The organism is Elusimicrobiota bacterium, assembly GCA_041658405.1.
Lineage (GTDB): Bacteria > Elusimicrobiota > UBA5214 > JBBAAG01 > JBBAAG01 > JBBAAG01.
The window spans coordinates 1-13,667 of sequence record JBBAAG010000001.1 but is presented as its reverse complement, the minus strand read 5'-3'; the positions used below and the strand labels follow the sequence as shown (position 1 = coordinate 13,667).

Annotated in this window: 9 protein-coding genes and 1 tRNA gene; 5 read left to right on the top strand and 5 right to left on the bottom strand. The window is 40.5% G+C overall.

The features are described 5' to 3' along the window. Positions 1-150 precede the first annotated feature (150 nt). From WC955_00050 to WC955_00040, 3 genes are all read right to left on the bottom strand, one after another. Complete coding sequence (locus tag WC955_00050; GenBank protein MFA5857435.1) at positions 151-771, bottom strand: RloB family protein; 621 nt, start codon at positions 769-771, stop codon at positions 151-153. Next, positions 764-2,032 (bottom strand): ATP-binding protein, encoded by a 1,269-nt coding sequence (locus tag WC955_00045; GenBank protein MFA5857434.1) that lies wholly within the window; start codon positions 2,030-2,032, stop codon positions 764-766. The genes WC955_00050 and WC955_00045 overlap by 8 nt, the downstream gene beginning before the upstream one ends. Positions 2,033-2,173: 141 nt before the next feature. Next, entirely contained in the window at positions 2,174-5,548 is a 3,375-nt protein-coding gene (locus WC955_00040) for a helicase-related protein (protein ID MFA5857433.1), read from the bottom strand. A gap of 179 nt (positions 5,549-5,727) precedes the next feature. Between WC955_00040 and WC955_00035 the strand changes: the two genes are divergently transcribed. From WC955_00035 to WC955_00020, 4 genes are read left to right on the top strand one after another with little or no spacing between them, the layout of a single operon-like run. Then, a complete protein-coding gene (locus WC955_00035; protein MFA5857432.1) occupies positions 5,728-8,208 on the top strand; it encodes an ATP-binding protein in 2,481 nt (826 codons plus the stop codon). Between the two features lie 4 nt (positions 8,209-8,212). Continuing rightward, the gene (locus tag WC955_00030) at positions 8,213-8,536 is read left to right on the top strand and encodes a peptide chain release factor-like protein (protein ID MFA5857431.1); all 324 of its coding nucleotides are present in this window, start codon (positions 8,213-8,215) and stop codon (positions 8,534-8,536) included. After that, complete coding sequence (locus WC955_00025; protein ID MFA5857430.1) at positions 8,533-9,423, top strand: rhomboid family intramembrane serine protease; 891 nt, start codon at positions 8,533-8,535, stop codon at positions 9,421-9,423. The genes WC955_00030 and WC955_00025 overlap by 4 nt, the downstream gene beginning before the upstream one ends. A gap of 19 nt (positions 9,424-9,442) precedes the next feature. Beyond that, the gene (locus WC955_00020) at positions 9,443-9,739 is read left to right on the top strand and encodes a YbaB/EbfC family nucleoid-associated protein (protein ID MFA5857429.1); all 297 of its coding nucleotides are present in this window, start codon (positions 9,443-9,445) and stop codon (positions 9,737-9,739) included. Positions 9,740-9,756: 17 nt separating this feature from the next. Here the strand turns inward: WC955_00020 and WC955_00015 are convergent. Then, positions 9,757-9,830, bottom strand: a tRNA-Met gene (locus WC955_00015). Between the two features lie 33 nt (positions 9,831-9,863). On the opposite strand from WC955_00015, the gene WC955_00010 reads away from it, so the two are divergent. Beyond that, positions 9,864-11,999 carry a peptidase U32 family protein gene (locus WC955_00010; protein ID MFA5857428.1) on the top strand — a complete coding sequence of 712 codons (2,136 nt, stop codon included), beginning with the start codon at positions 9,864-9,866 and terminating at the stop codon, positions 11,997-11,999. Here the strand turns inward: WC955_00010 and WC955_00005 are convergent. Further along, positions 11,991-13,667: RnfABCDGE type electron transport complex subunit D (locus WC955_00005; protein ID MFA5857427.1), on the bottom strand; the 1,677-nt coding region annotated here is incomplete at its 5' end. The two genes, WC955_00010 and WC955_00005, sit on opposite strands and share 9 nt — an antisense overlap.

Here is a 13,667-nt window from a genome sequence, read left to right as displayed (position 1 = left end):
TGTTCTTTGAGTTAGCCACTTCGTCTTGTCAGACAGTTGTCGACAATTTGTCGACAACTCAATTCCGTCATCTAAATAACGCGATTTTTGTCGATTCCATAATTTTCCTCCCCCGCTAAACAATTATACGTTGTAAAATTGACGGTTATTCTATTCCTCGTCTTCAAGATAATCATTCAAATACTCAACCAATCTATGAACAGTTGTACAAGGATTATCTGATTCGGAATTGTGAGGTTGATAGCTATTAAATAACCTTTCAGCATTTTTAATTGCCGTCTCTTGTTTGTCTTTTAATATTTTATACATTGTCTTATCATTTTTTTTGTATTCTGAACCAAGCAATTTGGTCAACTTGTTCATATATTCATCTCTACTCCATGCGTTTTGAAAATATTCAAAATGTAAAATGTACCATATTTCAAATGCGTCGTTTGAATATGCTGCTTTTATCTGATTTGTTCTTGCTAAAACAATTGCGCTGTTAAATTTATGTCTGTCTTGGGGATCAATCGGATACGCATCTCTGTCAAAAACACACCAAACCTCTGCGTATTTATCATTTCTTGACTCAGCTGCATTTTTCAATTCAATTGCATATTTCACCAATGAATCCTTGCTTCTTCCTGCACCGTTAACTTCAACTTTAATCAATTCTTTGTTTATTCCAAACGCTTCAAAATAATACCTTTCTGTTTTCGCGCCTTCACAGACAATCAATACTTTTCTTATTGAACGCTGGGCGAGTACTCTGCTATATGAATTATTCACCACTTTTTTCCTCAAAGGACAAATCTATGTCATCAATAAAAGGAACGGCGCCGTATTTCCCTAATAAATAATCTTTACTATAAGTTGCATCATTTCTTATTTTTTTGTCATTTACCTTGTAATCTGCCAAAGAAAACAAGGTTGATTCGCCAAAACTATTTTTTTCAGTGAACCATATTTGATCCCTGCGAAAACATTCGTTATCCATACAAGTCAAATTATGAGTCGTAAAAATAAGCTGCGCGCCCTTTGTATTTGAAGCTGAGTTAAACAGTTTAATGATGTGCTTAAACAATAAAGGATGCAAGGAATTCTCAAGTTCATCCATAATCATAATCTCGCCGTTTCTGATAGCATCAATTATAGGTACAGAAAGAGCAAACATCTTTTTTGTGCCTTCTGATTCAGAGTAATTCAATGGCATTTCAAGTTTCTCGACAACTTCGTTTTTTATATTAAATACCTTACGAACAAAATATATCAGTTTTGTTTTTACTTCTTTTTCAACCTTTTCCGCTATGTTTTTTTCTGTTGGTTCTATCGGAGTATTGATCAATTTTACTCTAAAATCCTCAATTCCATTATCGGCAATGGATATAAATTTAACAACATCTTCTCTAAGATTCGGTTCCTTCTCCACCCTATCAATAGTGCGGTTTTGAAATGATTGATAATTACCAGAAATATTTATGCGCAACTTTGAAAACCATTTTACTATTTTTGAAGATATCTCCCCATTAAATTGAGAAACTACAGACAAAAAGGAACAATTTTCTCTTGTCTTATTCTCCAAGCCTTTTCCTTCGGGGAAATTAGATGTATCAAAGGTTAATCCATCTCTTGAAAACAGTTTTTCTTCTCTTGTTTTTGGCCTATAATAAAGCCATTCTTTATTTACTTTTTTGTCATCGACTTCAAAACCATATCTATATATAATTTTATCTATAATAAAGACAACTTCGAAAAAAGACGGATGAGAAATTGTTTTCTCGTTTAAAATAAAGTTATTTATTCCTATTTCTTCATTTACCCGAAAAGATATGGAGTACATAACAAAAAATTTTATAAAATTCAACGCTCTGATCAAATTACTTTTTCCACTCGCATTAGCGCCATAAACCACTACGCTTTTTAACAGTTCAATATCTTCATCTACTTTAATTACATTCTCTGGCAACTCATGTAAAGCAGATTTCACCATACTTAGTGTAACCTTTTCTTTAAATGAACGGAAATTACCAACCGTAAACTGAATAAGCATTTCTCGTTAACTCCTTAATTGTGAGATATATTCTCATTTTATACAATTATATGTTTTATTAAGAGATTTGTCAAGCATTAAATTGAGGTCTTTTCTCATTATTAAACATTCTGTGAGAGGTGGCAGCAATTTGGCTCAATCCTAATAGATATTTTTACGATTTTCAACCGCTATGATAATTTCTTTGGACAACTCTTTCTGCCGTCCTTTTTCTTTTTGTAAGTAACTCTCACCCCCCAATTCTTTCATAATCGCACCAATTTCTTTGACAGTTTCTTTGATTCCCTTATCATCACTGCTTTCCAAATTGGAAATCCGGCGTAAGGTGTAGTCCGAAAGCGTGCCGTAGTCGATAATATCTTCAAGCAATGTCCGTAGGAAGTTTTTATACGGCATTATTTCTTCACGCTGAACAGTATGTATTAAAGATTTTAGGTTAATAACCGCTTTTTGTTCCAAGCTCTGCTCGCTAACTGGGCTTCCGCGATATTCTTTGAAATTCTTAACATTCTCGTATGCCTCCCACGCGCGGCCGGAAAATATCAATGGTTTTTCTTCTTTACCACAAATAATGTTGGCAAACACATCTTCAAATGTGGTTGAAGCGGTTTGATCTTTCCCGTCTGCGCCGTATCTAACGCTATAGGCATACAACCGGCCTTTTTTAAGGAAAACCAGGAGTTCGTTTTCGCCATACTTTTTTGCGGTTTTAATCCGGGGCGGATATTTTTTTAGCGCCTCAATAAGTTCCGGGCTCTCTTTTTTAATCTTTACATAAATAGCCAATGCCTGGGTGTAAAAACTTTCTACTTCCAGCTTATCCGGGTTTTGCTGAACCTTTTCATACAGCCCGGCGGGCGTAGGCTCTTCGTCGATATCAAAAATCTTGGCATCTTCGCCTAAAGTATTGTGTATGAGAAACATTTTGTTTGACGCAATTTCCCGGGATTTAACCAACTCCGCGCCTTTTTCGGTGGGGAAGAAGTTTACGATATAAAGCTCGTCAAAAACCTTCTTGCTGATACGGTTGATACGGCCCACGCGCTGGATAACCCGTACCGGATTCCACGGGATATCATAATTGACCACCATTCCTGCGCGATTGAGGTTAAACCCTTCAGATATTTTGTCGGTGGATAAGAGGACATCAAACTCATTTTCCTGGCTTTTGTAAGACGCGTCAAAGTTTTTGTTGATAGAAAGTATTTTTTTCGTAGACAAATCGCCGGCTATAACGAGTAAGCGCTCACCAAAATGTTCTTTTAGGATTGGCTCCAGGTATTTAACAGTGTCGAGATATTCAGAAAAAACAACTATTTTTCTTTTGGGGCATCCTTTATTAGGTTTTTCCTTTAAAACTGCCTCTAAGTTATTAAGCAAACAATCTGTTTTAGGGTCATTTTTAACAAGATCTAATTCTTCTAATTCTTTCAGGATTTTGTCAAAAAGCTGTAGGTCCGCTTCAATATGCGCGGTGAACTCGTTCTTGTATTTAAAAGTGTTTAGCGTATATATTTTGTGGTTTTTTGGATACTCACCGTTTTTAATCTTTTCCGAATATTCATTAAGGTGTTTTTCAATCTCTTCGGGTGTTTTATTGTAAATATCTTCCATCAAATCCCGGTCCAGGATATATTTCCCGGTTTTATTGATAAACTCCCGCGCGGTTTCAGTAATTTTCTTAAAGTTTTTAATACTTTGCATGAAGGAACCAAACGAGCTTTCAAAACGTTTGACCATTAAACGGCGCATAAAGTCATATAAGTTGCGCTGTTGCACTAATTGAAAATTTTCTTTTTCTGACAGCTTCTCATTCTTAACTTTTTCTTTCGCTACTTCATACTCAAACGGCCGATAGATTGCGCCTTTAAACTGTCCGCCTTCCTCCGGATCGCCAAAATATGCGCTAATGATTTTGTCGTAAAAGCCAGATTGCGCTTTGGTCAACTCAAAAAACCATTCTTTTGGGTCAGCGACTTTTGACAGGTTCTTTACCTCGTCCTTGTAATACGGATTATTCTGCAAGTCCAAGCGGTTACGCCGTATTGTTACCGGCTCAATCACATCTTTTATTTGTTTCGCCAAATATTTTGCTTTTTGGTTAACCTTATCAAGATTTATTGTTTTCTCTTCGAAAAACCCTTCATAATACGCTACGGCTTTTTTTCTTTTAGCTTCTTCTTTAGAATTCCAATACTTTTTTATGTAGCCCAGCCGGTCAAAGATACCTTTAAATGCCTGAAACCGCACTACCAGGTTGTTTTCCAAAGTAATTGCAGACTTTTTTGGCGTGATAAAAAGCTTGAGTAAAGAAAGAATGTCGCCCGGCCTATTGTTGAACGGGGTAGCTGTCAGTAAGACCACGATTTTATTGCGGCAAATGTTTTTTAGGTATTCATAATCCTTCGTGTCTTGATTCCTAAACCTATGCGCTTCGTCAATAATAACGATTTCAATATCTTTTGTCTTTTGAACGAATTCAGCAATATTTTCTAAATCTCCCAGCGAGCGCACTTCCCAATCTTTCATACCAAACTCTTCTGTATATTTATTCCAGCCAGAATTTTTGTTATTATCACCGACCAACCCCGGCGGGCAAATTACAACACCCCGTTTATTTAGTTCCTTAGCAACTGCGCAGGCAATAATTGTTTTTCCTAACCCCACAACATCGGCGATAATCACGCCATTATTCTTTTCTATAATCGCCAGGGCTTGCTTAACAGCGTCTAATTGATAATGGTACGGAGTGTATCCATTATCCTCTAACGTTTTAATAAGGGATTCCCTAATTTCTTTTTGCTCAAAAGAATCGAGGTAAGCCTGAAGTACCAGTACAAACGCTTCAAAAGGAGATATTTCTTTTACAAGAGTTTCTTTTTCTATGACCTCTAACAACTTCTTTTTTGTAACAGCGCTTTCTGTAATTTTAATTGCTTCTTCCCAAAGCGAATCAAAGTAGTTTTCAGTATCTTCAAACCCATAATCGCTGATCTCTACATTAAATTCTTCCTGGGTTGTCAACCCGGGTTTAGTCAAATTACTGCTTCCGGTAATAAATAAGTTTTTTCTGCCAACCTGGCCTTCTTGAAGCTTGAAAATATAAACCTTAGCGTGGTTGGGATTATATGTTTTTCTGATGATAAGTTTATCTTCACGAATAAGTTTAATAAAATATTTTACCTGTTCATAAAACTCTTTTTTATCAAAATTCTCAGTGTTAATAGATTTTTTTATGGATTCAAAATAGTTATAACAGCGTTCTTCATCAGAAAGTTGTTTTTCCGGGTCGCCATATTCTATTAGCCCATAATTTTGCTTGTCTACATTAAGGCCTACGAGAACTTTGATTTTTACGTTTTGATTATCTTTTAACCCTTGGTATAACTCCCGGATCCCGGAGAAATAGAAAAATCCAACCAAAAATTTTAGTTCATCACTTTTTTGAATTAACTCAATCAAGCGTTTGCCTAAATTATCGGTATTGCTGTTAGTAATAAAATTCTTTGTGTTCATGTTTCCTCAAGACAATACATTTTTATGAAGCTATATTTTACAATATTTTACTACTATCTCCTATGAAAAAGTATATCCTCCAACATTTTGTAGTAGTGAAAACCTGGTTTTTAGAGTAAAATAGCTGTGTAAGTACAAGAAAAACGAATTACTTAATTGTTGAGAGAGAGGTTGGTTGAATGTCAAAACTCAAGAAACCGGTAGAACTTAAACCGGACCAGTTACGCTGGCACTGCAAAAAAAGTATTATGGAATGCAAAGCCGCAATAAACAATAAGGATGTTCACGAAGAAATCATCGGGCAGGACCGCGCAGTGAAAGCTTTACGCCTGGGGATGGACCTCAATAGTGCGGGGTATAACATCTTTGTCACAGGCATAACGGGTACCGGAAGAAAAACAACGGTTAAACGGTTGATTGAAGAAAGTGAGCGTTACAAAACCATCCCGACTGACAAAATATTTGTTAATAACTTTGACAACCCTGACGCGCCGTTATTGATAAGCCTCACCGCCGGGAAAGGTAAAGAGTTCCGGGAAGCAATGGATGAGTTTATTAAGTACCTGCAAAAAAATATACCTGAACTCCTGGATTCGGATAATTACCAGAATGAACGAAAAAAAATCCTTGACCAATACAAAGCAAAAGAAAAAGAGATAATAAAAAGTTTTGAGAAACACGCGGCAGAACGCAAGTTCGCGCTTGTACAGGTACAGATGGGCCCGTTCACGCGTCCTGACCTTGTACCTGTGCATAACAATAAACCCGTATCATTTGAACAACTATCTAAACTTATTGACGAAAAAAAAATTACGAAAGAAGAATTTGAGAAGTACGAGACAGAATACGCTGACCTTACCAATAAACTTGAGGACCTCATAAAGAAATCGCATGCAATGGAAACTACGCTTCGCGCGGAACTTAAAGATATGGATCACAGGATAATATTACCGGAAGTAGAACTCCGCATCAGAATGTTGAAAGAACGTTTCCCTGAACCTAAACTCCATAAGTACCTTGATAAGGTTAAGAAAGATATTTTGGACGAACTACCAAAATTCCGTACGCATGCTACAGAAAAACAGGATAAGGAAAAACAGGAGCTCTCACTCCCCAACCTTTTAATGTCACAGGCAGATCCTGTATTGGAATACCGCGTGAATCTGGTAGTAGACAATTCCGGGCAAACCCATGCACCGGTAATATTTGAGAATTCACCGACCTACCGCAACCTCTTTGGCGCGATTGAACGCGTACTTGACGTTCTCGGGCATTGGAGGACAGATTTTACTAAGATAAAATCAGGCGCTATCCTGAAAGCTGAGGGCGGGTTTTTGGTAGTTGACGCATGGGATATGCTTACGGAACCGGGGGTATGGCCTGCGTTAAAACGTGTACTTCGTAACTGTAAGCTTGAAGTCCATAGCCATGATCCGTTGTACGTAGTATCAGTCTCAGGGTTAAAACCTGAACCAATAGAAGTAGACGTAAAAATTGTTCTGGTTGGTGATTCTGAGATATATAATCTACTCAACAACTATGACCCGGACTTCCACAAGATATTCAAGGTCCGCGCAGAATTTGATTCCGAGATGAACATTGACTCGCATAACCTTCTGCGGTACCAGCGGTTTATTGACCAGTTCAGGAAACATGAGAAGATGTTGGGGTTTGATAATGACGCAGTCTCTGAAGTTATTGAGCACGGGGTTAGGCTTGCGGGTAAGAATACAAAAATATCTACACGGTTCAACGACATTGCGGACCTCCTCAGGGAATCTAACTACTGGGCAAAAAAGGATGGTACAACTAAAGTTACTCCCGCACATGTACGTAAAGCTGTAACGGAACGCAATGAACGTAACCGCCTGCCGGAAGAAAAAGTGCAAGAAATGATTATTGAAAACACTTTAATGATCGACACCTCAGGGTATAAGGTTGGCCAGGTTAACGGTTTGGCAGTATACGATATGGGCGAGTATATGTTCGGCAAGCCTGCACGTATAACCGCCCGGGTTTTCCTTGGTACAGGCGGGGTGGTGAATATTGAACGTGAAGCCGACCTCAGCGGGCGTATACACGATAAAGGCGTGCTAATACTTACAGGATACCTGCGTGCAAAATATGCAAAAACAAAACCTATGGCGATTAATGCAACCTTATGTTTTGAACAATCATACTCCGGTGTTGATGGTGATAGCGCGTCATCTACTGAAATATACGCATTACTTTCAGCAATAAGCGAACTCCCGTTACGCCAGGAGATCGCGGTTACGGGTTCGGTCAACCAAAACGGTGAAGTCCAGGCAATTGGCGGGGTGAACCAGAAGATTGAAGGATTTTTTGATGTATGTTCCGCCCGTGGCCTTACCGGTACACAAGGCGTTATCATCCCGGAAGCAAATATAAAACATTTAATGCTACGCCATGACATCGTTGAATCCGTAACAAAAGGGAAGTTTCATATTTATCCAATAAACACAATAGATGAAGGTATTGCGATACTCACAACCCTTCCCGCAGGTAAGGCATTACCTTCTGGCGGGTACGAAAAAAGTAGTGTCAACTGGCATGTAGACAAAAAACTGGACGAATATATTGAAATCGCAAAAAAGTACCGCAGCGGTGACGGGGAAAAGGAAAAGTCAGAAGAGAAATAAAGGTATGGCTGATAAAATTAAAGTAGAATTCTACAAAAGTTCAGGGCCCGGAGGGCAGCGGAAAAACAAAAAACGTACAGCCGTAAGGGTAGTCGATACTGCAACGGGGATAACAGCGATCGCAACGGAATCACGGAAACAAGCGGATAACCGCGTAGTAGCACTGGAACGTTTGAACTCCCGTATTGCCGCAGCTAAGCATGTACCGCGTATCCGCAAAAAAACGCGGAAACCAGGGGCAGTAAAAAAAAGGATTATTGAATCCAAACGCCGGCACGGCGAAAAAAAGAGGTTGAGGATGCCAGTGCACGGTGATAACGCTGAATGAGACACTACAACACCTCATCAATTCACTTCCCGCGTTTAACCGGTGCGGTGCTTGGGTTAACCATAGCAAACATAGCAGTATTTGTTGTTCAACAATTAGCCGGTGATACTGTAATAACCCTTTTTGGCTTGATCCCGCGGTTAGTGATAACCAAACTATGGGTTTGGCAGGTATTATCCTACGCGTTTTTACACGCAAATATTTTTCATATACTCATAAACCTTTTTACGTTATGGATGTTCGGCACAGCAGTTGAACAGTATTGGGGCACCCGCAAATTTCTGGGGTACTACCTTTTATGCGCAACTGGTGCCGGTGTGCTTACCATAATAACATCGCCATTATCCGTGATACCCAGTATCGGCGCATCCGGCGCGGTGTACGGCCTCCTCGCGGCATACGCGTTTTTATTCCCGGATAATTTAATATACTTCTACTTCTTTTTCCCGGTGAAAGCAAAATATTTTGTGTGGATCATCGGGGCACTAACTTTTTTTTCGAGTATCAAACCTAATACTGACGGTATCGCGTATTACGCGCACCTCGGCGGTTTATTAACCGGTTACCTCTACCTCAAACTATCCACAGGGCAATGGCCGGGGTACCGTGTTTATGCCCGCCCGTTTGAGGGACGCGTATTCGATGTGCCGGTATGGAATACCATAAAAACTATTATTACCCGTGCATACTATTCTGTGGTTACCACCCTTGACCGCGTGATACCCCGCAGGAAGGTCGCGTATCCGTTTAGAAGTAATAAAAGTTCGGAACAACAAATTAACGCAATACTTGATAAGATAATACGTCATGGCGCGGGTAGTTTAACAAAAGAAGAACGCGAGATTATGAAGCGGTACACTAAGGATAAGCCCAAAGGTACGGCGTAAATAGGAAAGGATACATATTATGGATTTTATGAAACAAATGAAAGACATTGCGGCAATGAAGTCGCAGTTAGAGAAAGCGCAGAAAGAGCTTGGTTCTAAAATTGTCACCGTAAGCGACTCTGGTGTGCGGGTCGAGATGAACGGCAAGCTGGATGTATTATCCGTAAAAATAGAAAATATCGACCTCCTGAAAGACGCTGGTAAGCTAGAGGCTGCAATTACACAGGCACTAAAAAAAACTAAGAATCAGGTAGAGAAAGTCGTGACATTTGAAATTACAAAAAATATGGGCGGCCCGAAACTGCCTATAAGTTAGGGGAAAAAATACAAAAATAGCGGGGGAGGGAGTCGAACCCACGACATGCAGATTATGATTCTGCTGCTCTGACCAACTGAGCTACCCCGCCATAATAGTGAATGGTAATACACTATACTTCAAAATGAATACAAAAGTCAATAATCAGGCAGTACTGGAACTCCTTGCTCCGGCAGGGAGTAAGGAAGCGTTTATTGCGGCATTAAACGCCGGTGCGGATGCCGTATACATTGGCGTTGGTAAGTTTAACGCACGGCAGTACGCTCAGAGGTTTTCAGCGGATGACGTTGCTGTGATGATCCACCATGCGCATAGCCTTAACCGTAAAGTATACCTCGCGTTTAATACGTTAATCAAAACACTGGAACTCCCTGCTGCACTAAAAACCCTTGCTATCCTTGCGGAGTACCGCCCTGACGGCCTTATCATCCAGGATTACGGGTTAATAAAAATTGTGAAGGACTATTTCCCGGGAATACCATTACATGCAAGTACGCAGATGGCGGTACATAATAAGTACGGGGTTGAATTCCTCGCGGGACAAGGATTTAAACGCGTAATCCTTGCCCGTGAACTCGCATTAACTGACCTCAAACGATTAAGGACACCGGGGATTGAACTTGAAATCTTCTGCCATGGCGCGTTATGTTTTAGTATGTCAGGACAATGCATGTTTTCAAGTATTATCGGCGGGCATAGCGGCAACCGCGGGCGGTGTACGCAACCCTGCCGCAGAAGATGGTTAAACCCATCCTCCCGTGAAGAAGGATACTATTTCTCACCGCATGATTTACAGTTAGCGGAACACGTCTTGGCATTAAAAGACGCAGGGGTTAAGGCATTGAAGATCGAAGGGCGTATGCGCAGCAGTGAGTACGTTTACCGCGTAGTAAAAGCCTACCGTATGATAATCGATGCGGGGGATGCTTCTGACAGTACCATTATAGCTGAGGCGTTGAAATTACTATCAGAGGATTGGTCCCGGGAGAAAACAGTATATAATTTTGTAACACCTGCCGTGCCGGTGATTGATCCGTTAACCCCTTCGACCTTAGGCAAGTTTGTGGGTACCGTAACGGCATCCGGTACGGGGACAGTAAAGATAACCGCTGTTGCCGGGAATAGTATTGTTAAAAACGATAGGTTACGCATAAATATCCCGGGTGAGGATGTTACCAGTAATATCAAACCAAAAACACTAACCCCTGAGCCAGGCGGGACATATGAGATAGTATTATCTGATAACACCAGATACCCTGTGGGAGCGAGGATCTACAAAGTCGGTGATGCCGGGTGGGACGCTAAAGGTATTGAACACCAGCTGAAAGTTATGCATAAAACATACGCAGCGGCGTGTAATGTAACGGATGACGACAGAAATATGAAGACACTTGCCGCACGGAGGATTGTCGGGAAAATCGTAGCTACTTACCAGAAACAAAGAAGCGCGGTTGTTTATCCCGGCGGGAAAACGTTGCGGTTATGGTTAAAAGTATCCTCCCCGGAGTGGTGTGATATTATCATTGCAGAAAATATTGTGTGTGAACGCCTGAACCTTAGTCTTACTCAGGAGAATATGTACACCCTAAAAAATTATGTATTAAGCTTAAACGAGCAGTTTATACAAAAAATTGTATTTGAACTTCCCCCCTACATACCCGAGCGCAGTATACGTGAGTACCAAATAATTGTTCACGATTTAATCTCCGCGGGTATGCGTTCATGGGTGGTAAACAATCCCGGGCATCTAGGGTTTTTTAAGGGTATAACGGAATTAAACCTGACTTCCGGTCCGTTTATGTACTGCCTGAATCCTGTCACTGCGCAGTGGTTAAACTCAGCCGGTATCAGCGCGTATACAACTTCCTGGGAGGATGAGTACGCTAATATTCAAGCATTAACTAAATATGTTACCCCTGGAAATTTAGTTGTTTATCTTTACGGATACCCGGTGATTGCGCGGACACGTATGAAGTATGGCGGTATTGAAAACATAAAGGTAACTGATAAACTTAACCGTGACAAGTTCCGTACTGTAACCGAGGGAGATACAGTAATACTTCTTCCGCAGGTGCCGGTATCGCTGTTTCATTTACGTGATAGTTTTAAGTTATTGGGTATTAGTAACTATGGAATAGACCTTTCATACACCGTTCCTTCTAAAGAATACTTGCATCAGTTACTTGATGTATACAAAAGAAACGCGCGGGTAAGCGGCAGCGGCGGGAGCGAGTTTAATTATACCCGCGGGTTAAGATAACACTTTTTTTATGCGTAACTCAAGGTTTCTCCCCGCAGGGCAAATGTAACTACAGATCCCGCAGGAGATACAGTTTTCCGGGTTATATTTAGCGGTTAATACAGGTTTACCGTTATCAACAAGTTCCGCGATCCTGCGTACTTCCAACCCTGCGGGACAGTGTTGTGTACAAGAATTGCACCGGGAACACAACGGCGATTCTTTATACCTCGGCATTGATGCGATAGAGATAAAATTCGTTGTTTTTTCTATAACATCCCCATCCTCAACAAGCCGTGCCTGCATTGCACCGCCGCCGGTGAAAGAAATTACTGTCCCAGGATAAAGGTTGTTTACAATATTCCTGATTTTCTCCCCGAGGGTTACCTTAGCTGCATAACTTTCCTGTGTTTTAAGGTTAAGGATTGTTATAAACTTAGTCCCCGCTGTTTTGTTGAGGTATACGGCCTCATAAACCGCGAATACTGTTTGCAAGTTCAAAACCAAAAACCCTTTCTCCGCAGGAATGTCGGTAGTATTAAGTTGTGTATTAAAGACGCAGCGGATAACATTTTTTTCTGCGCCAACAGGGAAGTACTCCGGCAACTTCGTAATTCTTACCCCTGCAGGGAAGTTAAGGTCACTATTATCTTTTACCGCTAAAACTGTTTCAGTAAAAGGAACACATTTGAGTACTGCTTGTATGCCTTTATTAATTTCCACAGAGTACTTATGCAATAACCATTTGTCATGCACTAACCCGGGATCGCATTCCGCAGCGTTAATAACAAAAAATTTTGTTTTTACGTTTGAATGTATAACCGCACCAATTTTTTGGCTTACAGAAAAAGCAGCACCGCCGCAGCCATAGACATAATTTTCTTTTATGCGCTGCAGAATATCACATATCTGTAGGTTATCGAGACTTTCCTCACGGTAGTTTTGCGTATCCGGTTTTGTTAAGTCCGCAAATTTTGTTGTATTGATATTGTATGGCAGTAAACTTTTTATCCTCAACTTTTTGTATCCCCGCCCTGGTTTTCTCTCAGGGATACAATCATCGAGTATACGGGATAACGCGTTGAAGGTTAGTATAGAAACTGAAAATACAAATAATGAGTTGCTTAGCAATAAGGGCACGATTCCAGCTGTGAAACCTGTGAGTAATCCCACAGTTTTTTTGTGTGTTACAGTCACGGGGTCGGTTATCACAAGGCATCCAAAAAACAAAATACCGTATGAAATCAAAGTGTTAACACTGAAATTATTGCTAAACACCAAAAATGCGGACATCCCGCTTATCAACCCAACCGCAGCGTATGGGCGTGATAATATAAACGGTAATGATAACACGCTTGCAGCTAAGATCCAGTAGGACCAGTTAAACATCGGGAAGTTAAGCTTATAAAAAAAACTTATTATTGCCAAACCCGCAAGTGCAGGGTTTACCGCATTTTTACCGGTACCACCCCACACGTGCTTACCTAACACAAGCGCCGCGGTAATCCCGGTGATTCGCCATCCCAGCGGCACCCCAGGGGTTAATACCTGCAGAATTGCGGTGGTAACCCCTGCGGATACTGCGCAGGTTATCTGTTTATAACGTATAAAATTCAGTATAACATCAATCCCGAGCGCAGTAATAAGGACTACAATAAAATTCAAGAGTTCTTGCGGCGATTTTATCCA

Coding starts and splice junctions, on each gene's coding strand:
- WC955_00040 (MFA5857433.1), bottom strand. CDS start 5,548: ATGAACACAAAGAATTTTATTACTAACAGCAATACCGATAATTTAGGC.
- WC955_00025 (MFA5857430.1), top strand. CDS start 8,533: ATGAGACACTACAACACCTCATCAATTCACTTCCCGCGTTTAACCGGT.
- WC955_00010 (MFA5857428.1), top strand. CDS start 9,864: ATGAATACAAAAGTCAATAATCAGGCAGTACTGGAACTCCTTGCTCCG.
- WC955_00030 (MFA5857431.1), top strand. CDS start 8,213: ATGGCTGATAAAATTAAAGTAGAATTCTACAAAAGTTCAGGGCCCGGA.
- WC955_00020 (MFA5857429.1), top strand. CDS start 9,443: ATGGATTTTATGAAACAAATGAAAGACATTGCGGCAATGAAGTCGCAG.
- WC955_00035 (MFA5857432.1), top strand. CDS start 5,728: ATGTCAAAACTCAAGAAACCGGTAGAACTTAAACCGGACCAGTTACGC.
- WC955_00045 (MFA5857434.1), bottom strand. CDS start 2,032: ATGCTTATTCAGTTTACGGTTGGTAATTTCCGTTCATTTAAAGAAAAG.